This is a genomic window from Gammaproteobacteria bacterium, from assembly GCA_011375345.1.
In the GTDB taxonomy this organism is placed as follows: Bacteria; Pseudomonadota; Gammaproteobacteria; order DRLM01; family DRLM01; genus DRLM01.
Genome location: DRLM01000062.1, coordinates 25,702 through 47,706 on the forward strand (window position 1 = coordinate 25,702; position 22,005 = coordinate 47,706).

Annotated in this window: 20 protein-coding genes and 1 tRNA gene; 5 read left to right on the top strand and 16 right to left on the bottom strand. The window is 63.9% G+C overall.

Annotated elements, in window-relative coordinates:
- Positions 1–2: 2 nt before the first annotated feature.
- Positions 3–2,219, bottom strand: coding sequence for a ribonuclease R (rnr, locus tag ENJ19_04590; GenBank protein HHM05006.1), 2,217 nt, complete (start codon positions 2,217–2,219; stop codon positions 3–5).
- Positions 2,220–2,342: 123 nt separating this feature from the next.
- On the opposite strand from rnr, the gene ENJ19_04595 reads away from it, so the two are divergent.
- A tRNA-Leu gene (locus ENJ19_04595) sits at positions 2,343–2,429 on the top strand.
- Between the two features lie 30 nt (positions 2,430–2,459).
- On the opposite strand, the gene ENJ19_04600 is transcribed toward ENJ19_04595, so the two are convergent.
- The 11 genes from ENJ19_04600 to ENJ19_04650 form a co-directional block, all read right to left on the bottom strand.
- A complete protein-coding gene (locus ENJ19_04600) occupies positions 2,460–3,767 on the bottom strand; it encodes an adenylosuccinate synthase (GenBank protein HHM05007.1) in 1,308 nt (435 codons plus the stop codon).
- Positions 3,760–4,965 carry an ATP phosphoribosyltransferase regulatory subunit gene (locus ENJ19_04605; protein HHM05008.1) on the bottom strand — a complete coding sequence of 402 codons (1,206 nt, stop codon included), beginning with the start codon at positions 4,963–4,965 and terminating at the stop codon, positions 3,760–3,762. The genes ENJ19_04600 and ENJ19_04605 overlap by 8 nt, the downstream gene beginning before the upstream one ends.
- A gap of 59 nt (positions 4,966–5,024) precedes the next feature.
- Positions 5,025–5,213, bottom strand: a complete 189-nt coding sequence (locus ENJ19_04610) for a DUF2065 domain-containing protein (protein ID HHM05009.1) — start codon at positions 5,211–5,213, stop codon at positions 5,025–5,027.
- Between the two features lie 142 nt (positions 5,214–5,355).
- Entirely contained in the window at positions 5,356–6,237 is an 882-nt protein-coding gene (gene hflC, locus ENJ19_04615; GenBank protein HHM05010.1) for a protease modulator HflC, read from the bottom strand.
- Between the two features lie 14 nt (positions 6,238–6,251).
- Entirely contained in the window at positions 6,252–7,478 is a 1,227-nt protein-coding gene (gene hflK, locus ENJ19_04620) for an FtsH protease activity modulator HflK (GenBank protein HHM05011.1), read from the bottom strand.
- A 51-nt stretch (positions 7,479–7,529) separates the two neighbouring features.
- Positions 7,530–8,885 (bottom strand): GTPase HflX, encoded by a 1,356-nt coding sequence (gene hflX, locus ENJ19_04625; protein HHM05012.1) that lies wholly within the window; start codon positions 8,883–8,885, stop codon positions 7,530–7,532.
- 21 nt (positions 8,886–8,906) lie between these two features.
- Positions 8,907–9,152, bottom strand: a complete 246-nt coding sequence (locus ENJ19_04630) for an RNA chaperone Hfq (protein HHM05013.1) — start codon at positions 9,150–9,152, stop codon at positions 8,907–8,909.
- A 125-nt stretch (positions 9,153–9,277) separates the two neighbouring features.
- Positions 9,278–10,210, bottom strand: a complete 933-nt coding sequence (gene miaA / locus ENJ19_04635) for a tRNA (adenosine(37)-N6)-dimethylallyltransferase MiaA (protein ID HHM05014.1) — start codon at positions 10,208–10,210, stop codon at positions 9,278–9,280.
- 45 nt (positions 10,211–10,255) lie between these two features.
- Complete coding sequence (locus ENJ19_04640; protein HHM05015.1) at positions 10,256–11,269, bottom strand: hypothetical protein; 1,014 nt, start codon at positions 11,267–11,269, stop codon at positions 10,256–10,258.
- Entirely contained in the window at positions 11,266–12,591 is a 1,326-nt protein-coding gene (locus ENJ19_04645) for a hypothetical protein (GenBank protein ID HHM05016.1), read from the bottom strand. The genes ENJ19_04640 and ENJ19_04645 overlap by 4 nt, the downstream gene beginning before the upstream one ends.
- A 48-nt stretch (positions 12,592–12,639) precedes the next feature.
- Positions 12,640–13,227: a penicillin-binding protein activator LpoB gene (locus tag ENJ19_04650; GenBank protein ID HHM05017.1), complete on the bottom strand. Its 588-nt coding sequence runs from the start codon at positions 13,225–13,227 to the stop codon at positions 12,640–12,642.
- Between the two features lie 170 nt (positions 13,228–13,397).
- On the opposite strand from ENJ19_04650, the gene ENJ19_04655 reads away from it, so the two are divergent.
- The 4 genes from ENJ19_04655 to ENJ19_04670 all read left to right on the top strand — a co-directional run bounded on the left by ENJ19_04655 (position 13,398) and on the right by ENJ19_04670 (position 17,133).
- Entirely contained in the window at positions 13,398–13,886 is a 489-nt protein-coding gene (locus ENJ19_04655) for a 3-deoxy-D-manno-octulosonate 8-phosphate phosphatase (GenBank protein HHM05018.1), read from the top strand.
- A 326-nt stretch (positions 13,887–14,212) separates the two neighbouring features.
- Positions 14,213–15,466 (top strand): ISL3 family transposase, encoded by a 1,254-nt coding sequence (locus tag ENJ19_04660; GenBank protein HHM05019.1) that lies wholly within the window; start codon positions 14,213–14,215, stop codon positions 15,464–15,466.
- A gap of 166 nt (positions 15,467–15,632) precedes the next feature.
- On the top strand, positions 15,633–15,926 hold the full coding sequence (locus ENJ19_04665) for a hypothetical protein (GenBank protein HHM05020.1): 294 nt from the start codon (positions 15,633–15,635) through the stop codon (positions 15,924–15,926).
- An 862-nt stretch (positions 15,927–16,788) separates the two neighbouring features.
- Complete coding sequence (locus ENJ19_04670; protein ID HHM05021.1) at positions 16,789–17,133, top strand: cytochrome c; 345 nt, start codon at positions 16,789–16,791, stop codon at positions 17,131–17,133.
- Positions 17,134–17,370: 237 nt separating this feature from the next.
- Here ENJ19_04670 and tsaB read toward each other — a convergent pair whose 3' ends face one another.
- Genes tsaB through ENJ19_04690 form a run of 4 tightly spaced genes read right to left on the bottom strand, consistent with a single transcriptional unit; the run spans position 17,371 to position 21,946 of the window.
- Positions 17,371–18,069, bottom strand: coding sequence for a tRNA (adenosine(37)-N6)-threonylcarbamoyltransferase complex dimerization subunit type 1 TsaB (gene tsaB / locus ENJ19_04675; GenBank protein HHM05022.1), 699 nt, complete (start codon positions 18,067–18,069; stop codon positions 17,371–17,373).
- The gene (locus tag ENJ19_04680) at positions 18,066–20,006 is read right to left on the bottom strand and encodes an ATP-dependent DNA helicase (protein ID HHM05023.1); all 1,941 of its coding nucleotides are present in this window, start codon (positions 20,004–20,006) and stop codon (positions 18,066–18,068) included. Before ENJ19_04680 ends, tsaB begins: the two co-directional genes overlap by 4 nt.
- Entirely contained in the window at positions 20,007–21,398 is a 1,392-nt protein-coding gene (locus ENJ19_04685; protein ID HHM05024.1) for an esterase, read from the bottom strand.
- 41 nt (positions 21,399–21,439) lie between these two features.
- A complete protein-coding gene (locus ENJ19_04690; protein HHM05025.1) occupies positions 21,440–21,946 on the bottom strand; it encodes a hypothetical protein in 507 nt (168 codons plus the stop codon).
- Between the last annotated feature and the right edge of the window lie 59 nt (positions 21,947–22,005).

The following is a 22,005-nucleotide window of genomic DNA, read 5'->3' on the forward strand; positions in this document are numbered from 1 at the left end:
TTTCACGCGGCGCGCCGGCGGCGGCGCCGGGAGGGTTGGCGCGTTTGCGCCAGTTCAAAGTCGATTTTGCGCTCGTCGAGATCAACCCGCACCACTTGCACGCGCACGGTGTCGGCCAGGCGGTAGACGGTATGGCTGCGCTCGCCGATGAGCGAGTGTTTGACGGGATCGAAGTGGAAATAGTCTTTCCCTAAAGCGGTCACGTGAACCAGGCCCTCGACGAAGATGTCTTTGAGCTCCACAAACAAGCCGAAACTGGTGACGGAGGTGATTACCCCCTCGAATTCGTCGCCCACTTTGTCACGCATGTATTCGCATTTGAGCCAGTCCACGGCGTCACGGGTGGCTTCGTCGGCGCGCCGTTCGGTCATGGAACAATGTTCGCCGGCGGCGAGCATGTCGGCGTAGCCGTATGCGAAGTTGTGGGCTTCACCGCCCGAGAAGGCGTGGCGCAAGGCCCGGTGCACGAGGAGGTCGGGGTAGCGGCGGATGGGTGAGGTGAAGTGGGTGTAAGCGGGAAAAGCCAATCCAAAGTGGCCGCTGTTGTCCGGAGTGTATACCGCCTGGCTCAAGCTTCTGAGCAACACCGTCTGGATGAGGTGGGCATCAGGCCGTCCGCGCACGGCATTCAGAAGCTTCGCGACGTGGCGGGCTTCGGGTTCGTCTCCGCCGCCCAAACGCAGCCCCAGTTCCGCCAGAAACGCCCGCAGGCCCGCCAGTTTTTCAGCGCTGGGGCCGGAGTGAACGCGATACAAGGCGGGCAGTTGCCGCTCCAGCAAAAATTCGGCGGCCGCGACATTGGCAACGATCATGCACTCTTCGATGATGCGATGGGCAACGGTGCGCTCCACCGGAACAATGCGTTTGATTTTGCGGTGCGCGCCGAATTCAATCCGGGTCTCCGTGGTATCAAAGTCGATGGCGCCGCGCTGCTCGCGCCGGTGCCTCAGGGCCTGATAGAGCCCGTGCAAGGTTTCAAGATGGGGTACCAGCGCGCTGCGCCCGCGTTGCGCTGCGGCCTCACCGGCCAATACTTTGGCAACTTCGGTATAGGTCAGGCGGGCGGCGGAACGCATCACGGCATCGAAGAAGCGAAAGCGGCGCACACCCCCGGCCGCGGTTAAAATCAGCTCACAGGCCATGCACAGGCGGTCCACGTCAGGATTGAGCGAACACAGGCCGTTGGACAAGGCCTCGGGCAGCATGGGGATCACACGATCAGGGAAATAAACTGAATTGCCCCGTTCACGGGCGACCCGGTCCAGGGCAGTGCCGGGCTGCACGTAGGCGGACACATCAGCGATGGCCACGATGAGCCGCCAGCCCTTGCCGTGCGGTTCACAATAGACCGCATCATCGAAATCGCGGGAGTCTTCACCGTCAATGGTCACCAAAGGCAGGCCGCGCAAGTCCTCCCGGCCGGTGACCGCCGCCTCCGGCACCTCCCCGCCCAAGGCCGCCGCCTCGCGCAACACTTCCGGCGACCACTCGTGGGGAAGTTCGTATGTACGTATGGCAATGTCCGTTTCCATGCCCGGCGCCATGTGGTCGCCCAGCACCTTGGTGATGCGGCCTATGGGCTGGCTGCGGGGGCTGGGTTGCTCCACCAGCTCTGCTTCAACGATCTGCCCCGGCGCCGCGCCGGCCTGGTGCTCGGGTGGAACGAGGATGTCCTGATTGATGCGGGTGTTGCTGGGAATCACAAAACCCAGGCCATGCTCCGTACGAAAACGCCCCACGACCAGATGATTGGCCCGCTCCAGCACTTCCACCAGGGCGCCCTCGCGCCGGCCCCGGCGGTCCACACCTGTGATGCATACCATGGCCCGGTCGCCGTGGAGCAGACTGCGCATGTGCCGGGCGCTGAGAAACACATCGTCCCCCCCGTCCTCGGGCACTAAAAAGCCGTAGCCGTCGGGGTGCCCGATAATCCGGCCGCGGACCAGATCCATTTTTGATACCGGACCATAGTCGCCGCGGCGGTTACGGATGAGCTGGCCGTCACGTTCCATGGCCCGCAGCCGGCGGCGCAGGGCTTCCAGCTGTTCTTCGTCATCAAGCTGCAAGGCCTGCGCGACCTGGGCCATGGGCGCCGGCGCCGGCTGGCTTTCGAGGTATGCCAGGATGCATTCCCGGCTGGGAATGGGGTGGTCGTATTTGCTGGCCTCCCGTTCACGATACGGGTCGTCTATCACTGTTTTATCTTGGCTTTCAGCCATGCTTTCATTCCAAATAGTTAAAGTTCACGCGGCGGGCCAGGATACCTAGAGGGAGCAATTGACAAGCGCCAGGTTGGGCTGTAAAGTGCGCCGCGTCTCGAAGCGAACCGCTTGGAGCCACCTGCCGAGGTGGCGGAATTGGTAGACGCGCAAGTTTCAGGTACTTGTGGGGGAAACCCCGTGGAGGTTCAAGTCCTCTCCTCGGCACCATTCATCTTTAGCATCTCCCCCGTCGGGTGTTCACCCCCCAGCTTCAGATTCCAGGGGATTGTTCAACACGATAGTATCGGCACGATCGGCGCCGGTGGATATCATGGCCACCGGCACGCCAACGATGTCTTCGATACGCCGCAAATAGGCCCGGGCGTTGACCGGCAGCTCCGCATAAGTTTTCACACCAACGGTGGATTCCTGCCAGCCAGGCAGATCTTCATAAACGGCTTCACATTCGGCCAGGGCTTCCGCACCCACCGGCGGTGCTGCAAAAGCCTGATCGCCGCAACGGTAGCCCACACACACACGCAAGGTGTCCATACCATCGAGCACATCGAGCTTGGTGATGCACAAGCCGGATACGCTGTTGATGCCACAGGCCCGCCGCAAGGCCACGGCGTCAAACCAACCGCAGCGACGCGGCCGCCCGGTGGTGGAACCGAATTCATGGCCGCGGGTCGCCAGATGCTCCCCCAGCTCGCCAAACAACTCAGTGGGAAACGGCCCCGAGCCCACCCGCGTGGTGTAGGCCTTGGTGATGCCGAGAACATAGTCCAGATCCAAAGGACCGGCGCCGCTGCCGGTGGCCGCACCGCCGGCGGTGGTGTTGGACGAGGTCACGAAGGGATACGTGCCATGATCCACGTCCAACAACGCCCCCTGGGCGCCTTCAAACAAAATGTTCTCGCCTTGTTCACGCGCCTGGTGCAACAGAGCGGGCACATCGGCTACCAGCGGTGTCAATAATTCGGTGAACGCCAGGGCCTCTTCCAGAGTCTGCTGAAAATCTATGGTGGGGGCATGGTAATAGTGCCTCAGGACAAAGTTATGGTAGTCCAGCACTTCGCCCAGTTTCGCGGCGAAACGCTCGCGGTGAAACAAATCCGCCAGCCGCAGGGCCCGCCGCGCCACCTTGTCTTCATAGGCCGGCCCGATGCCGCGTCCGGTGGTGCCGATGGCGGCCTTGCCCCGGGCCTGCTCGCGGGCCTGATCCAGGGCCACATGGTACGGCAACAACAAGGTGCAGGCGCCGCTGATGCGCAGCCGCTCCCGCGCCGGCACACCCCGCCCCTCCAACATGGTGATTTCTTCTTGCAGCGCGTGGGGCGAGAGCACCACGCCATTGCCGATCAGGCAACTCACTTTGGGACGCAGGATACCGGAAGGGATCAGATGCAGAACCGTTTTTTCACCGTCGATCACCAGTGTGTGGCCGGCGTTGTGCCCCCCCTGGAAACGCGTGACCACACCCACGCGGTCGGTCAACCAGTCGACGATCTTGCCCTTGCCTTCGTCACCCCACTGGGTGCCGATCACCACGATGTTCTTAGCCATGCTTCTCCGCCGCCGGGCCCAGCGGCCGGACCCGCCACTGCCCCCGGTTCAAACACAATATCCGGTCGCAAGCCATGTCTTCGGGCCCGCCGCGCTGGCCGGGCAATTCCCAGCATACCCGCTCACCCCGCTGGCGCAATTGGTCCACCACGCGGCGCAAGGCCGGATCGTCAGCGGCCGGTGCGAAAATACCTCCCGCGGTTTCGCTGCTGTTGCTGAGACGGATCAGGGTCTCCAGATCCGTGCTGAAACCCGTGGCAGGACGGGCCCGGCCGAACGCGCGGCCGATGTCGTCGTAACGTCCGCCCCGCGCCACTTCCTTGCCGTGGCCGGGCGCAAATGCGGCGAATACCACACCCGTCTGGTAGTAATAGCCCCTCAGTTCGGCCAAATCAAAATTCAGGCTCACCCCGGGCATGTGCTGCCGCGCCAAAGCGGCGATACGCTCCAGGTTGTCCAGGGCTTCCTGCACCGGCGCCGCGGCCCCGCGCAAGGTCCGGCGCGCCTCCGCCAACACCTCACCACCACCGTTCAGCTCGGCCAGGCCGACAAGCATGCGCCGCTGGCCCTCTGTCAAGGCCAGCCGGCGTAAATAGTCACTCATTTCCGGCACGGCCTTGCGCTGCAGGGCATCGAACAACGCCTGTTCCTGATCGCCGTCAAGGCCCACCTCCCGCGCCAGGGCGCGGAAAACGCCCACATGACCCACGTCGATGTGGGGCTGGCGCATGCCGGCAGCGTTCAGGGCGGCCACCATCAAGTGCAGGATTTCCACGTCGCTCTCGACACCGCCATGACCATACAGCTCCGCCCCTACCTGGAAGGGACCGCGGCCACCGTGAAAACCGCCGGGCCGGGTATGCAACACCGGCCCCACATAGCACAAGCGGTTGGGGGCCTCCGAGCGGGTCCGGTGGGCATCAATGCGCGCCACTTGGGGCGTCATATCAGCCCGGATACCGAGCAGCCGGCCCGTCATGGGATCGGTGAGTTTGAACGTCTGTTGCTCCAGATCCTGCCCCGTTCCCACCAGCAGCGACTCCAGGTGTTCGATCACGGGGGGGATAACCAGGCGATAACCCCAGGAGGCAAACAGGTCAATCAGGCGCCGGCGCAAATGTTCCAGCCGCTCGGCCTGGTCCGGCAGCAACTCTTCGATACCCTCCGGCAACAACCAGCGCTCGGTGCGGGTTTGCATTAATTCAAGCATGAGATGTCATCTCTGACGGCAAACGGTGTTCTGCGGACCTGGCCTGGTCAACGCAACAGATAAAGCAGCGTCACCCCCGCGACCATGCAGACACTGCCGCTGAGGCGCAAAGAGCGGTCGTCCATCTGGCTGATCAGCCAACCGGCCTGCCGCATGCGCGCCGGACTCATAAAGGGAAGGATCCCCTCTATCACCAACATGAGAGCCAACGCAACAAACAAATCCTGCCAAGACATTTCCCGACGCCATGTGGACGGAGCGCGCCGCTTGCGGGGAATCACCCCCACTCACGCGACGCGGCCCGGTGACAAGCCTGGAAGCAAAAACGGGAAAGACCCGGCCGCCCCACTGCGGCCGGGATTATAGCAGATGCAGCCCCTATGGCTGCGGCGCGGCCGGCACCGTGGCCCGCTGCTGGTTAAAGTATTTGAAAAAGTCCGCCTTGGGGTCGATGACCAACACGTCGTTGGCCGAATTGAAGGTATTGCGATAGGCCTGCAAGCTCCGGTAGAAGGAAAAGAACTCCCTGTCCTGATCAAAGGCGGCAGCGTAAATTTCCGCCGCTTTCGCATCCCCTTCACCGCGGGCCCGCTCGGCATCACGATAGGCGTTGGCGACAATTTCCGTGCGCCGCCGGTCGGCGTCCGCGCGAATCCGCTCCGCCTCCTCGGACCCTTCCGAGCGCAGCTCTCTGGCCACGCGGGAACGCTCCGCCTCCATCCGGCGGTATACGGCTTCGCTGACCGCTTCCGGCAAATCAATTCGTTTCAAGCGGACGTCCACCAGTTTGATGCCAAACTCCTGCGCCTGTTTGTTGGCGTTGACCGTTACCAAATTCATGATCATGGAACGCTCGCCGGACACCACTTCCTGAATAGTGCGCTTGCCAAACTCGCCCCGCAGGCTGTCCTTGATAATCTGCGACAGACGCAGGGCGCCCTGACGCTCGTCACCACCCGCCGCCTTGTAAAAGGCGGCGACATCGGCAATACGCCATTTCACGAAGGCATCCACGATGACGTTTTTCTTCTCACTGGTCAGGTAGCGCTCGGACTCCACGTCCAAGGTCAGTATCCGTGAATCAAAAGTGCGGACATTGTTGATGAACGGCACTTTGAAATGCAGCCCCGGTTCGTAGTCTGTGCGGACAATCTCACCCAAACGAAGCAAAACGGCCTTTTCAGTTTCCTTGACGGTGAACACGGAAAACCCGGCAATCACCAGCAGCAGAACCGCCGCCAGCACACCGAGGGATTTCATCTGTTGTGACATGATCAACGTACCTCCCGGCTGAGGCCGCGGGAGCTGCGGCTGCTGCTGCGCGGCTGCGACGAAGAAGGATGCTCCTCCATCAAGGTGGCCGGCGCCATGCGGACCGGCGCAACCGGCGGGGCGGCCGCGGTGTCATCAGGCGCAGACTTGCCCAGCTGATCCAGCGGCAGGTAGAGCAGGTTGTTGCTGTTCTCCACATCCACCACGATTTTGCTGGACCGGGTCAGCACCGATTCCAGGGTTTCCAGATACAGACGCTCGCGGGTGACATCGGGCGCTTTTTTGTATTCCGCCAACACCTGGGTGAAGCGGCTGGCATTACCTTCGGATTCGGCGACCACCCTGGCCCGATAGGCGTTGGCATCTTCGATGATACGTGCCGCTTCACCACGCGCTTTGGGTATCACTTCATTGGCGTATGCCTCAGCCTGCTTGATGAAGCGTTCCCGGTCTTCACGCGCGCGAATGGCATCGTTGAACGCTTCCTGCACCGGCTCGGGCGGCTGGGCGTCCTGCAGATTCACGCTGGTGACCAGCAAGCCGGTACGATAGCGGTCAAGAATGGCCTGCGCCACTTCCTGGGTGCGCGCCGCCACGGCCGCGCGGCCTTCACCCACCACGAAATCCATTTTGTTCTTGCCCACCACCTCACGAATGGCGCTTTCCGCGGCCTTGCGCAGGGTCAGGTCCGGACCACGGTCCCGGAACAGGTAGTCGGCGGGGTCTTTCACTTTGTATTGCACCGCCAGTTTGATGTCGACGATGTTTTCATCCTGCGTCAGCATCAGTGACTCGTTCAATACCGAACTGGCCTGGCGTCCCTCGGCCCGATAACCGATCTCCAGGGTGCGAATCTGATCAACGTCGACGCGGGTGACGGTTTCAATGGGACGAGGCAGGCGGATGTTGGGACCGGGCTGCAAGGTGGCCACATACTTTCCAAAACGCTGCACCACGCCACGCTCGGCGGGCTGGATAATGTATACGGAGTCGTAGGCCACCCACCCCAGCACGACCACCGCGAGCAGCGCCCCCACCCCGGCGACAGCGCCCTTGGGTGCACCCCCGCCGCCGCTCCTGCCGCCGCCGGCCCCGCCGCCACCGAACAGGCCCTTCAGCTTTTGTTGCAGCTTGCGTATCGCCTCATCCAGATCTGGCGGGCCTTGATCCTGTTTGCGGCTGCCCCAGGGATCTTTGTCATCGGGGCCACCCGGCTCATTCCAGGCCATTCCTTCACTCCGTTTTACGTTGTGTGAACTGAGTAGGTCATTGTAGGAGGCTTAGCGGCCGTTTCGCAACAACCGGGGTGCTGCGCAAGCGGCTTGTTCCCCCCTCTCGCGCGCGCACTGCCAGTTCATGCACAGCTTGTCGATATCTTGCGGCCAGGCCTCTATTTCCACCCACCATCCCCCCTGGGCAGATTCCTCTTCTCCACGAACCCACGCCTTTTCATAAAGCTGCGCACGCACTTTACCCGCACTGGGCGGAAGGTAAATCCGGGCGCACGCTTTCTTTGGCGCCGGACCGTGGGCTTTTTCCGCAAACTGAAGGTGCTCCGCTATGGCTTCAAGCAACTCCAGCCCACCTTCTCCCGTGACTGCCGACACCCAAATCCGGCGCACGCGGCCCGCCTCGTCCCTGTCGACACGGGCACCTTGCCGTGGCAGGCAATCTATCTTGTTGAACACTTCGATACAGGGCAGGGCGCCGGCATCGATTTCATCCAATACCGTACGCACCTGATCAATGCGGGCCTGGCGCTCCGTGTCGGTCACGTCGATGACGTGCAGCAACAAATCGGCCTCGCGGGTCTGCTCCAGGGTGGAGCGAAACGCGGCCACCAGGCTGTGGGGCAGATGTCGGATGAATCCGACGGTATCCGCCAGAATGACCGGCTGCCCACCCGGCAGTTCCACCCGGCGCAGCGTGGGATCCAAAGTGGCGAACAACAGGTCCGCCGCATAGGCGCCTGCCTTGGTCAGACGGTTGAACAGGGTGGATTTACCGGCATTGGTATAACCCACCAGTGACACGGTGGGTACGCCAGCTCTGCGTCGGGCCCGCCGTTGTTCACCCCGTTGGCGGCGGACTTTGTCCAGACGCTTGTTGAGCTGTTTGATGCGCTGACCGATCAGACGACGATCGGTTTCAAGCTGGGTTTCACCGGGACCGCGCAAGCCGATACCGCCTTTTTGCCGTTCCAGGTGTGTCCAGCCGCGCACCAGCCGCGTGGACAAGTGACGGAGCTGGGCCAACTCGACCTGCAGTTTGCCTTCAAAGGAGGTGGCGCGCTGGGCGAAGATATCCAATATAAGCCCCGTCCGGTCCACCACCCGGCATTTGAACAGGCGTTCGAGGTTGCGTTCCTGGGTGGGGGAAAGCGTGTGATTGAACACCACCAGCTCTGCGCCATGGTCAGCGACCTGCTGTTGGATCTCCGCGGCCTTTCCCTGGCCGACGAAGAATCTGGCGTCCGGCACCCGCCGCCTCGCCGCAATCAGGGCGACGGACTCAGCACCGGCCGAACGAATCAGCTCTAGAAACTCACTGCAATCCTCCCTTGCTTGCGCAACTTGCAGGTCAACATGCACGAGCACGGCGCGCTCGCCTGCGCGGGGACGTTCGATAAAATGCACGTGTTTCTAGCGCACCTCGTATCAGCTGTTGCCCGGGCTGTCTTCCGCCGGAATGTGGATCTTCACCGGGCGGGACGGGACAACGGTGGAAATCGCGTGTTTGTAAACCATCTGGCTGACGCTGTTTTTCAGCAGCACGGCGAACTGGTCGAAAGACTCCACCTGCCCCTGCAGCTTGATACCGTTCACCAGATAGATCGACACGGGAACTTTTTCTTTTCGTAAGGTGTTCAAAAAAGGGTCTTGGAGAAATTGCCCTTTACTCATAACCGGGTCTCCTGAAATTATCCTTCTTGTAAGCGAAATTGGGTTGGTTGTATCGGCAGGAAGAAACCCGCTGGTTACCCTCCCTGCTTAACATGACAAGAGTAGCATATTCCCAGGGGCAACTCTCAAAGAATCTTCCCCAGACAGGCCGCAACCCGCTCGGCAAGTGCAGGGTCTGCACTGTCAAAGTGGTGCAACCCCCGCTCCCGCCGCAGCCAGGTCAATTGCCGCTTGGCCAGTTGACGGGTGGCGATGACGGCGCCGGCGACCGCTTCCTCGCGGCTGCTGTCACCGGCAAGATGGCGCCACAATTGACGGTAGCCCACGCAGCGTATGGCCGGCAGGCCCGGATGCAGGTCACCGCGGTGATAGAGACCACGGACCTCTTCCAGCAGGCCCTGCGCCATCATGGCTTGAAAACGCTGCGCAATCCGGGCGCGCAGGATATGGCGTTCGCCGGGGATCAGGGCCAGCTTCGCGACCTGGAAAGGCAAGGGCGCTTGCGCGGAGTGCGCACACAGTTCTGTGAGCGTGCGCCCGGACAGCGCAAAGACCTCCAGCGCCCGCTGAATACGCTGGGGGTCGTTGGGGTGAATGCGCCCTGCGGCTTGGGGGTCCACATCCCGCAAGCGGCGGTGCAGCGCCTCCCAGCCCACCTCGGCGGCCTCAGCGGCGAGACGGGCGCGCACTGTTTCATCAGCCGTGGGCAGGGGAGCCAGGCCCCGCTCGAGGGCGCGGAAATACAGCATGGTGCCCCCCACCAGCAGCGGAATCCGCCCGGCACGGGTGATGGCCTCCATTTCGCGGCGGGCATCGGCCGCGAACCGGGCGGCCGAATAGCGTTGCGCGGGGTCGCGGATATCGATCAGGCGGTGGGGTGCGACGCGGAGCGTTTCGGCATCGGGCTTGGCGGTGCCGATGTCCATCCCCCGATAGATCATGGCGGAATCCACGCTGATGATGTCACAGGGAAAACGCTGTACCAGCGCCAGAGCCAGCGCGGTCTTGCCCACAGCCGTTGGACCCATAAGAAAGATGGCGGGAGGAAGTGATGTCACGGGAATTCAGGTGGAATCCGCTGCTGACCCTGGTAACGGGACCGCTCAATGCGCGCCGGCAAATTCCAGCAGGGTGTCCCGCAAGCCGCTTCGGATCAACGCCGTGGCCGCCGCCACCGCCCGCTGCCGCGCCAGCTCCCGCCGGGTGGCCGATTCTTTGATGGGCCAGCTCCGGCGGCCGCGCACCGCACCGGCGGCATCCCGCAACACCAGATCCAGGGAACCGGCCAACCAGTACCACCCCTCTCTGAGCCCGAGGTCCCGCCAGCTCAGCTTGGCTTCCACCACGTAAGCCGCCGCCCCCCCGGAGCGGGCCAGAAACCCCGCCTCCGCCAGGGCTCCCGCCAGGGCCTGTTCCACCACCCCCGGGGCACGGCCGCTGGCCACGGGCGCCACGGTAATGCGGCCGGCCAGCCCGGTGAGGCGGGTTTGCAGCTGCTGGTGCGTCCATGGCGCCGGGATGCCCAACCCCGTCTGATCCACCACACGCAGCATCGACTGGGTCCGGCCCCGCTCCTCCTGGGCGGCCACCGCCCTGGCAGTCCAGGCGATTTTCCTCAGCATATCATTCTCGCTCTCAGCACTGGCCAGGTAACGCTGCGTCACCTCGTCCAGAGCATGAATTTTTTCCGCCAGCGCCGTTTCCGCTTTACGCCGTTCCAAGACCGCCAGGGCATAGTACCGGCGGGCAGCGCGGTCATGCCAGCTTTCCGCGATGGTGACACCGCTCAGCACGCCCTCGGTGCGCGTGCGCACACTGCTGCTGGCGGCACTGCTGTGCCGGGTCGCCCCCTGGGACGGCCGCTCGACCCTTTCCACAAAGCGGCTTTCCTCCCTCACCTCCACGCGGAAGATCTTCGCCAGATCGGCCCGGGCCCGGTCTTGGGCTTCGTCCAGGGTATCGCCACTGCCCACCCCTGTCAGATACAGGCCGGCGGAATAGCGGCCGGGCCCGCCGTCCACCCAGCCGGGTCTGCCAGTGGTTTTCGTGGCCGCGACGCAGGCACTGATCAAGAGGGGCAACAGCAAAACCACCAAGTGCTTGTTTATTCGCTTCATTGGCCTCTCCGGCGGCCCTGCAGGCGCAAATCGATGACGGTTCTGGGGGGCGGGCCGCCCGTGGGCCGCAAATCCGCCACTGATACGACGTGCACACCGAAAAAACGCTTTCGGCCGGCGGTGACCGTGACCCCTTTGAACACCCGCCGGGCTTCTCCATCGTCGCGCCACGACAGCGTGACATCATAGCGGCCGGGGGCAAGGGGCAGGCGCGCCATGAAAATCCGGTTGGGCAGGGTGGACCAGCTCCGGGTGTCCGCCCGCTCACTGACCAGGCCGGCGATGTTGATGGCAGCGCCCAGCAACGGGCCGCCGTCTTCTTCCGCCTTTTTCGCCGCTTGGTACTTGGCCACGGCCCGGGCCACCGCGCGGGCGGTGATGGCAGGCATGTTCCGCTCCAGGGCCTGCACGGCCAGGGTGTTTACATCCACCATCATTTCCGCCGGCGCCGTGGCACCGGCGGCGCCCACCCGGGCGGCGGCAACGGCGGCGCGGCGGGTCTCCACATAGGGCAGGGCGACGCTCACCAGGCGACCGGCGCCGCTGTAGACCGGCACCACCACGTCCCGCTTCACCGGTGCCAGGCCGGCGCACAGGAAAACCACGACTTCGCCCCCCGCCAGCGCGGCATCCGCCCCGGCCGCCACCGCGTCACCGAAGCGGCGGCGGTAATCCTGCCATTCCGCCTCCCGCCCCAGTTGTCGGGTCAAGCGCAGCAGATCGCGCTGAAGATAAAGGGGCACGCCGCCACCGGCGCGGCTGTAGGCCTGGTAACTTTTCCGGTAGGCGATAAGGGCATCATCCCATTCATGCAGCGACTCATAGATCAAACCGGCGAGGTAGCGCGCCACGCCGGCGGCGTCCGGCGCATCCTCGGGAAGCTGCCGCAACAACAGGTCCAGTTGCAATGCTTCCACCCGGGCGTCGGGCAGGCGGTCCTGCTGCAGGTAATTCAGGGCCTCGAACACGTGTATGAAGACCCGCTCATACGGCTCGCCGGCATAGGCGCGCAACGCGTCGTTCACCGTCAGGGCGCCGGCCTGCTCGCTGACGCTCAAGGTGGCAAAGTGCTCCGAGAGCCGCTTGGCCGCCTCCAGGGACGCCGTGCTGGCAGCGTAGTCGCCTTTCATGCGCTGCAATATGGCCCGGTTGAGCAAAGTGAGCAGCGCGTCACGGCCCTGCTCATCCTCCTCTTCCAGCAGCCTCAAGGCGCGTTCGGGGTGACCGGTGGCGATCATGCGCTCCATAGTGCCGACCCGGTCGCTGTAGCCGGCGCAGCCCGCCAGGAGCACCATCGCGACGGCGGCCAGCAGGACTCTCACGGCTCTGACCACACCAACCAACCGGGCTTGCGCCGGCACAGATCGTCATCACGGCCGGAGCTTGGCACCGGTGATATATTTCTTGATTTTCTTCTGACCCACCCAGACCTTGCGGTTGTCCGCCAGGCTGATCAGTGTCAGGTCCACCTGGTAAAAACGCACTTGGCGCCTGCCTTCAACATCCACGATGGTGCTGATATCCCCCTTCAGCATAAAATCCGCGCCCCGCTCCCGCCCCATGGGCTTGCGGGTGACACTGGCGGCATTGAGATCCTGGTCGGCGCGCTCGGCCCGGATATCATCCCGCTCTTCACGGGAGGCGACAAAATCCACCTTGCCGGAATTGATCAGAGCGCGCTCAATATCGTTAATGAAAGTGACAACATTGATGTGCTCATGACTGAGATTGCGGATGCCCCCGACAATCACCGCCGGCTGCGCGCCCCGCTCGCGCCTGAATGCCGCCAGCCAATCACGGGACAACAGGTCCGCCACCATTTCCTCGGAAACCAGACGGGAATCCGTATCATTCCATGCGCCGCTCAGATCGCGTACCGCTTCCACGTCCAAACGCTCCACCGTGGTGCCACAGGCCGCCAGCAGCAACACCCCCGTCAACCATGCCGTCTTTTTCATTGCCAGCCTCCGTCTGCGCTCCAGGCCACACCCGCTTTTGAGCCGGATCAAGACGCGATGATACACAAATCCTTTTGCCACCGACGCCGGGAGGATGCTGCCGTCAGGCCGATAAGCTGTCACACTTTCACCACCGGCTTTTCCCCAGCACAGGAGTCATCATTGTGACCGTGGAACTCGACCAATGTTTTCGCCAGATCCGGCTCGCCGTATTCGATTTCGACGGCGTGTTCACCGATAACCGGGTATTCGTCCTGGAAGACGGCCGCGAGGCAGTGGCCTGCAACCGCTCTGACGGCCTGGGCCTGGAATTGTGTAAAAAAGCCGGCTTCGACATGCTGGTCCTGTCCAAGGAGCGCAACCCGGTGGTCGGGGCCCGCTGCCGCAAACTGGGCCTGGAATGCATCCAGGGCTGTGAAGACAAAGGCACGCGGCTGCGGCAGGAAGTCGCCGGACGCGGCCTTGTCATGGCCCAGGTGGCCTATCTGGGCAATGACATCAACGACCTGCCCTGCCTGGAGCAAGTGGGCCTGCCCGCCTGCGTGGCGGACGCCTACCCTGAGGTGATCGAGCGCTGCGTGTACATCACCCGGCGTGCGGGCGGCCATGGCGCCGTGCGGGAGTTTTGCGACCGGTGGCGGGCAGCCAACAGCGCATAAGCCCTCACCGGACAGCCACAAGACCGGAAACAGGCTGGACGAAAAACCGACAGCGCGGCAAAGTTGTAAATATCTCTCCGTCGCCTTTCCCGGCCGGGCGGAGCACCGCCGATCAGCGGACATCCAACAAAGAGCGTGCACCTACGATGAAATACCCCGCCGCCGTTCTCGGCCCCATTGTTCTTTTTGGCTCTTCGGCAGAATTCGTGGGTAGAAGGGGGTTGTAAATGAGAGATTGAGGGCAGAGGAGGAGTAGCGCATCCCGCCCCGCCTCTGAGAAGATGATAGTTGCTAAGGCCATCATCAATCGGAGGGAAAGGAGCGGGATGCTGGTTAAGACTATCCTCAATCGTGTCCAGAAATTCAAATCTTTTGTGTATGGCGCGGTCCGCTGGATTGATCATGAGGGGGCGCCGGCCCTGGAAGTGGAACTGCGGGCGCGGGCCAACAGCCGGCCGCTGTGCAGCGGCTGTGGCCGGGCGAGGCCTGGCTATGACCGGTTGCCGGCACGGCGCTTTGAGTTTGTGCCCCTTTGGGGTCTCAAGGTATTCTTCCGTTATGCACCGCGGCGGGTGGACTGTCCTGGGTGCGGCGTACGGGTTGAGCATCTGCCGTGGGCCTTGGGCAAGAGCCGCCTGACGCAGGCCTATGCCTGGTTTCTGGCGCGCTGGGCAAAGCGGCTGAGCTGGAAAGAGGTGGCGGAGGCCTTTCGCATGAGCTGGGAGGCGGTCTACCGTTCTGTGGAGATGGCCGTTGCGTGGGGTCGGGCGCATCAGGACCTTTCTGGGATTCGGTCCATTGGTGTGGATGAGATCCAGTGGCAGCGGGGGCATCGTTATCTGACGCTGGTCTACCAGATCGACAGTGGCTGTAAACGGCTGCTGTGGGTGGGAGAACGGCGGACGGTGAGGACTCTGCTGAAGTTCTTCCGCTGGTTTGACAGGGAGCGCAGCCAGTCCCTGAGGTTCATCTGCAGCGACATGTGGCGGCCCTACCTGAAGGTGATCGCCAGGAAGGCAGGGCAGGCCATTCATGTGCTGGATCGTTTTCACATCATGGCTCACCTGAGCAAGGCCATTGACGAGGTCCGGGCACAGGAGGCCAAGGCGCTGAAGGCGCAGGGCTACGAGCCGGTGTTGACCAAGACGCGATGGCTGTTGCTCAAGCGCCCTGAGCACTTGACTGAGCACCAGGAGGCGCGCTTGGCGGAGCTGTTGCAATATAATCTGAAGAGTGTGCGCAGCTATCTGCTGAAGGAAGAGTTCCAGTTCTTCTGGACCTACAAGTCGCCCTACTGGGCCGGTGAATTCCTGGAACGCTGGTGTAGGAAGACCATGCGCTCGAAGATTGAACCGATGAAGAAAGTGGCGAGAATGTTGCGCAGGCATCGTCCGCTGCTGATGAACTGGTTTCGCGCCAAGGGACAGCTTTCCAGCGGCGTAGTGGAGGGCTTTAACACCAAGGCAAAACTGACTGTCAGAAAAGCCTTTGGCTTTAGAACCTATCACGCTATGGAAATCGCTTTGTATCATACACTTGGCGCCTTACCTGAACCGGAATCTACCCATAGATTCTGCTGACGAGGCAAGAAAAATCAGCGGCGGGCAAGCGCATTCAGGGGTCTCGCATTCACTAAAGGGGTCTGACCCCTTTTTGACCTGTCGGCGCCGCGTAAGCGGTCCCCCGCCGCGGTGAAGCGCCCGGGCGGAACGCTTCGCGGCGGGGGGATGCCGCGGCTACAGCGGGGTGCCGAACACGTTAGTGATGGTCATGTTCGTGCGGTTCGGCGTCATGACCCGGGTGCTTGTGTTCATGCCCCTCCAGTTCATTTTCTTCATGTTGGTGATCGTGTCCGCTGCCGGTGTCGTGACTGTGGCTGTGTTCATGCTCATGGCTGTGCGTGTGGCTGTGGGTGTGCCCATGGGGGTGTTTGTGCTGCGTGCCGTCTCCGTGAGTGTGTTCATGCTCGTGCTGATGACTGTGTTGATGGTCGTGTTCGTGAGCGTGTTTGTGTTTTCCTTCCATTGCAAATCTCCTTAAAATGTCTGCCAAAACTTCAACCCGGCAACCCAAATTGTCGCCTTACTGTCGCGGCACCGGGAGGTGCCGCCATCGGCGTCAGCCAAGGGGAGCCCGCGAACTCCCCGCCCTGTCGCCAAATGGCGGGCGGATTTCGCAGGTGACCATCAAACAGCTCAGGGCAGCCTGTCTGATTGCCGCGTTAACAGTATATAGCGGCCATTGCCGGCGCGCCGCCCCCTTGACGGCCCAGCTAACGGGCTGTCGCCGCAAAACTTTAGTCATCTCCGGTTTGGCGCGCGGCCGCGAGTAACACTATAAATATCGCAACACCAGCACAACGCGCTGCTTGGCCGGCGTCCGGTTGAAGTTGAGAAAACACAGTCTCTGCTACATATCAACAAAGGGAGGCACCGTGCTTTCAGTGGGCTTGCACTCGCCCGCTGGAAATAGTCTCATGGTGGCTTCCAGGGTGGGAATACTCCACCGGCTAAAGCCGGTGGCGTCATGTTACGGCAATACGCCGAAGTGGGCGGCCGTACGGCCGGTTGTCCCCTCTCCCAAGACCGGGAGAGGGCCAGGGTGAGGGTTCAGGTTTCAACCCCGGCGTGTGTTCACCCCTCACCCTGTCCCTCTCCCCTCAAGGGGAGAGGGGGTAATAGCAACGATGCCACCCAACGGCGGGGGATTTAGTGATCCCCTGTCAAAGAAATTAAAATTACCGGGTTGCTGTTGCGGCACAGGGAGGTGCCGCCATTGGCGCCAGCCGCTGGGCGCCCGCGCCCTATCCGCCATGTCGCAAAATGGCACGCGGATTTCTCGGGTGGCCGTCAAACAGCTCAGGACGAACTGTTTGATGGCCGAGTCAATAAGGCGAAACAAGATGATTAGATCTACGACACTTCCGGCGGCGCTGTTGATGGCGACGTTGCTGGCCGCTTGTGACTATCACAGTGGGGAACCGGAACAGGGTCCGGCCGGGACCGGGCCGGGAGGAGGGCAGAGAGTGGTGGCGGCACCGCAAGACCGGTCCCCGGCTGCCGAGGCGTTCCGTCAACACTGCAGCAAGTGCCACGGCCTGCCCGAGCCTGAGAGCCACACTGCCGGCCAATGGCCGCTGGTGGTAGTCCGTATGCGTCAGCACATGCGCGACGGGGCGGATACACCCTCCGATGAGACCTTGCAGGAAATCGTGAGTTATCTGCAGGCCCGGGCCGGCCCGGACTGAGGACCAAAGTCTGCCGGGAAGCATGAAGATGAGAATATCCGGTTGATTGGAAAATTTCCCCGGCCCTTGTCCAGGGCCGACAGAAACATCTCCCGCGCCAGGGACTTGCCGCGCAAGACGCCGTCGATATTAACCACCGGCCTTGATAAACCCGGGTCGCGCGCTTCCACCGGCTGGCGGGCCTGGCGGTCCGTGATGATTCTCATATCCACGGGCGTTTCCTGCAAAACGTCATGTCTACCAGGTGGCCTTGTTCCGGGACGTTTTTTCCGCCACCCGCTCGCGCAGATACACCGGCAGAGCCTGCTCCGGCGGCAGGATAACGCCGGCCCGGCAGGCGCTGGCGCCCAGGTGGGCCAGATCCACGGCATGGGGATAACAGGCGCCGTGCACTGCGGTCACTTTGCCGGCGAGCCGGGCATGCAAAGAGCCGCCCCAGGCCCCCCAGCCGGTGCCGGCACCGCACCATCCCCCGCCTGCGGGGAGGGGAACCGCTTCCGGTGCTACCACCCGCTCCTCCCCCTGCAGAATGACTTGCCCCATTCCCTGGACCTCGTAGGCCGCCCAGTACACCTGTCCCATGCGGGCGTCCAGGGCCGCCAGCACCCGCTGCCGGCCCTGCTGACGGAAGATGCCGTGGGCCAGGGCCGCGAGGGAAGAGACGGGCACCACCGGCAGGCCGGCTCCAAAGGCGACCCCCTGGGCCACCCCCACGGCGATGCGCACGCCGGTGAAAGCCCCCGGCCCCCGGCCGAAGGCCAGGGCATCCAGCTGGGCAGGGGCCAGGCCGGCTTCCTTTAGCAGGCTGTCCAGCATGGGCAGGATCAGGGCGGCGTGGCGCCGGGGGGCCAGTTCGAAGCATCCCCGCACTTCGCCGTCCAGGTAGAGCGCGGCGGAACAGGCTTCAGTGGAGGTGTCCAGGGCCAGCAGCTTCACCGGCCCGGCTCGCCCGCGGCCGCCGGGTGGGCGTCTTCCCGGGCAAAAAACGCCCTCACGGCGGCAATATCCCGGCTGCGCGGCATGGGCGGCAGGCTGCGCAAGAAGACCTTGCCATAGGCTTTGCTCACCAGGCGCGGATCGCACAGCATCAACACCCCCCGGTCGTGCACGTCCCGCAACAGCCGCCCCACGCCCTGTTTCAGGGCGATGGCCGCCTGGGGGAGTTGGTAGTCAGTGAAGGGCTGACCGCCCTCGCGCCGCAGGGCGTCGATGCGGGCGCTGAGCACAGGATCACCGGGAGCGGCGAAGGGGAGTTTGTCGATAATCACCAGCGACAGGGCCGGGCCGCGCACATCCACCCCTTCCCAAAAACTGCCGGTACCCAACAGCACGGCATTGCCCAGGCGGCGAAAACGCGCCAACAGCTCGCCCCGGGGCGCCTCCCCCTGCACCAAGAGGGGATAGTCCACCGCACGGCGCAGGATTTCCGCCGCCTCCCGCAGGGCGCGGTGGCTGGTGAACAGGAAAAAAGCCCGCCCGCCGCTGGCCGCCAGCGCGGGCACGGCGGCCGCGACCACCGCTTTGGTATAACCGGGCGCCGCGGGCAGGGGCAGGTTCCGGGGCACATAAAGCAGGGCGTTGCGGGCATGGTCGAAGGGGCTGTCCCAGCGGGCGGTGCGGGGATCCGCCAGGCCCGCGGCGGCGCAAAAGTGCGCAAAACTGTCGGCCACCGCCAGGGTGGCGGAGGTAAACACCCAGGCCGCCTGGAAACGCAGCATGTGGGCGGCCAGGGCGGGACCCACCCGCAGGGGTGTGCGATGGAACACCACGCTTTTGGGGTAGGTCTCGAACCATTGCACATGGCCGTCCTGCTCCGCCGCCAGCAAGGCCGCCAGGCGCTCCCCCAGATGGAGGCTGCGGCGATGGCAGTTGTCCAGGCCCTTGCCCCGCTCGGCGGCCGCCTCCAGCAGGGTCTGCAAACGCCCCAAAGCCTGCCGTACTTCATCCAGGGCGGCGCGGGGCCCACCGGTCAGTGCGCTCCAGGGAGCGCGGCGGCTGGCCAGGCCAAAGGCCAGCCGGGCGTCCCGGGCACTTTTTTCCAGCGCCTCCGCCGCCTCTTTGACTTCGGGCATGTCGCCCGCTTCCGTCAGGTATTCGGCGATGCTGTCCCGGGCCAGCTCAACAAGCTGGCGCGTGCCCACGCTGGCGCCCAGAAAACCCGAAGCCACCTCGGGCAGTTGGTGGGCTTCGTCGATGATGAAGGCATCGGCGCCGGGCAACAGATCGCCGAAGCCCTCTTCCTTCAGCACCATGTCCGCCAGCAGCAGATGATGATTGACCACCACCAGCGCCGCTTTTTGCGCGGCCCGCCGGGCCTTGACCACGTAGCAGTCCTTGAAGTGCCCGCAGTCCTGGCCCAGGCAGTTGTCGGCGGTGGAGGTAACCTGAGGCCAGAGCGGGGACTGTTCCGGCACTTCCTCCACCTCGGCGATGTCCCCGGAGCGGGTCCGGCGGGCCCACTCCCGCAGCCGGCCCAGACTGGCCAGCTCCCGGGGCGTGCCCAGCACCCCGTCCGTTTCCGCCCGGGCCAGGCGGTGGAGGCATAAATAGTTGGCCCGGCCCTTGAGCAAACTTACCGCCACGGGAACGTCCAGTGCCCGCCGCACGGCGGGCAGGTCACGGTGGAAAAGCTGGTCCTGCAGGGTCTTGGTCCCGGTGGAAACAATCACCCGCCTGCCGGACAGCAGGGCGGGCACCAGATAGGCGAAGGTTTTCCCGGTGCCCGTGCCCGCCTCGGCCACCAGGGTCTCACCGGCCGCCAGGGCCGCCTCCACCGCCGCCGCCATCGCCTGCTGGCTGGCCCGCGGGGCGAAACCGGCCAGGGTGGCCGCCAGGGGGCCGTGGGGACCGAGCACCTCCGCCGCCCGGACCATTCATTCAGGGCCCAGCAATTGCGCCGGCGTCACCTGCTCCGCCTCCAGCTCCCGTGCCAGACTGGCCAGCAACACCAGCTGGCGGATGAAGCCGATGATCCGGGGATCGTCCATATCGTTGTGATCGCGGATCAGGGCCTTGTCCACTTTCACCACCAGGTACGGATTGCGGCCGGCGGAAGTCTGGGAGCGCGTCAGGCGGGCGCCGTGGAACTGGATGACATTGCCCGGCGCGTCGTTTCGCCATTCTTCCACGGTGTTAAACAGCAGCTTTAGGTCTTCCGCCATTGCAACCGGCGCAAGGGCCTCCCGCCCGACAGTGGCCGTGGCGCTGAGGCGGTGGGTCTGATAGGGCGCGAAATGGCCCACGGCGGTAACGTTGGCCCGGCCCTGGTCGATGGTTTCCCGCTTGCCGGTCAGGCCGTTTTTGCGGCTGGCCTCGTGTTCTTTTTCAAACAGGGTGGAAAACCAGCGGCCCAGGGGGAAGGCCAGCTTGGTGGCGTAGTCGGCTTGCGATGTGAGCACCGCCAGTACCGGCAGCTGGCTGGGGAAATACGTGCCCCGTTCGGTCGCCATGTCGCTGAGGACGGCATAGCGCGCCGCCTCGAAAGCGGGGTTGATCAACACCACCAGGTCGCCGAAACCCCGGACGTCGCTGACCACCCCCAAGGGACCGGTGGTGTCCACAAAACGCATTTCCAGGATTTGCGACAAAGCGGAAAACACCACCGCCCCGCCGAAGCTGTGCCCGATCACCACCAGCCGCGTGCGGCTTTTCGCGCCGGCGGGACCGGAGGCATCCCGGGCGGCCATGGCGTCTTTGGTTTTCTGGACCAGCTCCAGCCGCGCCAGCACTTCTGTCACGCCACCGTAGCCGACTTTGTGGGCCACGTTCTTGCGGTCCCAGAAAGACAGCTCTTTCACCACCGGCACCGTCACCGAGCCGCCCCGCCAGCCCAGGTACACCCCCACCACTTTCCGCGGGGCGAGGCCGGCGGCGGCGCTGATGCGGTTTTCCAGGGCCGCCAGCCGCCCCAGCACCCCGCGAAAGGTGTTCACATTGCCATCCCCGGGGGCGGCGCTGTGTTTCCAGCCGTGCACAAAAACCAGCAGCAGCAGATCCTTGTCGGCCGCTTCGGCGTTGATCCGGCCCAGCACCGCATCCATCTGCGCCCGGTCCCAGAGCTGACCCTGGTCGTCAAATTCCACGAACCCCAGCAGATAGCGGGCCGCGGGATCGGCGCTGTCGGCGGTCTCCTGCAAGGCCGCGCGGGGGCAGGCCTGCTCGGGCCGGGCGTCGCGGCACAAGGTGTAATCGCTGCGGTAAACCTGGTGCGGCGCGCAGGCGGCGACCAGAAGGACCACCACGGCCCCAACCGCCCAGCGCGGCAGGCGTTGCCCTTTTCCCTTGCTGAACTGTCTTTCCCTGACCATCACGCCCTCCCCTGGTTGTCCCAGATCTCGTCCTCGATGCCGTTTTCGCGGGTCCACACCAGGCGGCTGATGATTTTGAACTTGGCCACCGAAAGGGCCCCCCGCCGGCTGCGCTTGCTGCCGGCGGACTCGGCCACCGCCGCCATTACCTCATCCCGTTCCGCTTCATAGATCTCAAAGGGCTCGTAGGCCTCGTCCATGAGCACCAGCACGACACTGTCCCAGTCCTGCTCGGTCTTAAGCTGGCCGATGCGCTGGCCGCCCCTGCCCTCGTCAAAAATCGCCCGGCCCTTGATCTGGATGCGCTTGCCGTCCCAACGCCCCTGGCCGAGCGCGTCGTAACCCACCGTCCCCGCCGGCGCGGGCCTGAGATCCAGCAGGCGGATGGCATCGTGCACCGCCAGTTCGGCACTGATGCCCGCCAGGGGCTTGCCCATGGCGCTGCGGTAATCCCGGGCGAGACGGCGCGCCTCGCTCATAAGCTTGTCGACCTTGTAGACGGTCAATGGCCTGCGCCCTCCGCCAGACAGCAAAGAGGTTATTATGCCCGCAAAAGACCCGCCCC

Coding starts and splice junctions, on each gene's coding strand:
- ENJ19_04610 (HHM05009.1), bottom strand. CDS start 5,213: ATGTCTTGGCAGGATTTGTTTGTTGCGTTGGCTCTCATGTTGGTGATA.
- ENJ19_04650 (HHM05017.1), bottom strand. CDS start 13,227: ATGAAAAAGACGGCATGGTTGACGGGGGTGTTGCTGCTGGCGGCCTGT.
- ENJ19_04630 (HHM05013.1), bottom strand. CDS start 9,152: ATGAGTAAAGGGCAATTTCTCCAAGACCCTTTTTTGAACACCTTACGA.
- ENJ19_04640 (HHM05015.1), bottom strand. CDS start 11,269: ATGAAGCGAATAAACAAGCACTTGGTGGTTTTGCTGTTGCCCCTCTTG.
- hflK (HHM05011.1), bottom strand. CDS start 7,478: ATGGCCTGGAATGAGCCGGGTGGCCCCGATGACAAAGATCCCTGGGGC.
- ENJ19_04660 (HHM05019.1), top strand. CDS start 14,213: ATGCTGGTTAAGACTATCCTCAATCGTGTCCAGAAATTCAAATCTTTT.
- rnr (HHM05006.1), bottom strand. CDS start 2,219: ATGGCTGAAAGCCAAGATAAAACAGTGATAGACGACCCGTATCGTGAA.
- ENJ19_04600 (HHM05007.1), bottom strand. CDS start 3,767: ATGGCTAAGAACATCGTGGTGATCGGCACCCAGTGGGGTGACGAAGGC.
- ENJ19_04670 (HHM05021.1), top strand. CDS start 16,789: ATGATTAGATCTACGACACTTCCGGCGGCGCTGTTGATGGCGACGTTG.
- ENJ19_04605 (HHM05008.1), bottom strand. CDS start 4,965: ATGCAAACCCGCACCGAGCGCTGGTTGTTGCCGGAGGGTATCGAAGAG.
- hflC (HHM05010.1), bottom strand. CDS start 6,237: ATGAAATCCCTCGGTGTGCTGGCGGCGGTTCTGCTGCTGGTGATTGCC.
- ENJ19_04680 (HHM05023.1), bottom strand. CDS start 20,006: ATGGTCCGGGCGGCGGAGGTGCTCGGTCCCCACGGCCCCCTGGCGGCC.